This window comes from Xanthobacter autotrophicus (genome assembly GCF_030015065.1).
In the GTDB taxonomy this organism is placed as follows: domain Bacteria; phylum Pseudomonadota; class Alphaproteobacteria; order Rhizobiales; family Xanthobacteraceae; genus Xanthobacter; species Xanthobacter autotrophicus_D.
Genome location: NZ_JAIVFN010000262.1, coordinates 1 through 1,442, shown reverse-complemented (window position 1 = coordinate 1,442; position 1,442 = coordinate 1). Strand labels below are relative to the sequence as shown.

Here is a 1,442-nt window from a genome sequence, read left to right as displayed (position 1 = left end):
AGTTCGCCGCGAGCTGAGGGGGCGGGGCGGGACTGCTCCCGCCCCGCCCCCTCAGCTCGCGGCGAACTTCAGCAGCTTGGCGGCGTCGAAATCCTGCACCCCGCCGCCCACGCGCTTGGTGGTGTAGAACAGCACGTAGGGCTTGGCCGAATAGGGATCGCGCAGCACCCGCACCCCGGCGCGGTCCACCACCAGGTAGAAGCGGCGGAAATCGCCGAAGGCGATGGCATAGGCATCGGCCGCCACGTCGGGCATGGCCTCGCTCTCCACCACCGGGAAGCCCATGAGGCTGGCACCCAGGCCCACCCCGGCGGGCGGCGCCCACAGGTAGTTGCCGTTCTCGTCCTTCAGCTTGCGCACCTGCCCCTGGGTCTGCCGGTTCATGACGAAGGTGGCGTTCTGACGGTAGCCGGCCTTCAGCGCATAGACCAGGTCCAGCAGCGGATCGGCCGGCGTCGCGGACGGGAAGCCACCCGCAGCGCCGGTGGCCACATAGCCCACCTTGTCCCAGGCCCAGGCGCTCTCGGCCACCTTGGTGTAGGCAAGGAAGCCCTTGGGCTTGGCCACGCCGTCACCGGTGACGAAGGCCGCCCCCTCCTGGCTGGCGAAGGCGGTGTCCACCTCGGCGGCGAGCCACTCCTCCACATTCACCTGCGCGTCGTCCAGCAGGGACTGGGTGGCGGCGGGCATGGCGTAGAGCTCCATGGCCGGGAAGGCCAGCTCCGCCAGCACCGGGCTGTCGGTCTGCGGCCGCGCCGCCGTCTCCGCCGCCCAGCCGGAGACCGGGCCGGAGGTCATGAACGGCTTGCGATAGGTGCCGCCGCCGATGGTCCGCACCGAAGCCAGCGCCCGGATGGGCGACAGGGCGGCAAGGCGCCGGCCGATCTCGGTCTCGGTCTCCGAAGGCACGAGATAGCCGCCGTCCGCGCCCGAGCCGGCGGACAGCGCCTTCGCCTCCAGCGCCTTGAGGCCGCCGGCCTCGCCATGGCGCACATAGGTGGCGAAGGCATCGGTGTGCTCGCGGGCGGCGGCGGGGGCCTCGGTGCGCTCCGGCGCGGCGCCGAGCGAGGGCCGGCGCGCCTTGGTGGCGAGGGCGTCGAGCCGCGCCTTGTGGGCGTCGAGGGCGGCATCGATGCGGGCCAGCTGCTCGGTGGTGAGCACGTCGGCGCTGCGCCGCTCCATCTCGGCGAGGCGGGTGTCGTTCACCTGCTTGTAGCTCTCGAAGGCGGCGAGGAAATCGGCGACGGCGGTGCCGGCGTCGGTGCCGGCCACCTTGATCTCGGGCGCGCCGGTGACGGTGCGGGCGATGTCGGCAAAGGCCGTGTCGGCAAAGGCCGTGTGGGGACGGGACATGAGAACCTCTTCTGCGATGAACGGAAATCAGATGCTGGAGCCCGCGCGCAGGCGGGCCGCTGCGGCGGCGAGCAGCGCGGCGGGGGTGG

At 72.3% G+C, this 1,442-nt stretch carries 1 protein-coding gene; it reads right to left on the bottom strand.

What is annotated here, in order from left to right:
• Nucleotides 1-51: 51 nt before the first annotated feature.
• The gene (locus K9U40_RS22980; protein WP_282892400.1) at nt 52-1,353 is read right to left on the bottom strand and encodes a phage major capsid protein; all 1,302 of its coding nucleotides are present in this window, start codon (nt 1,351-1,353) and stop codon (nt 52-54) included.
• Between the last annotated feature and the right edge of the window lie 89 nt (nt 1,354-1,442).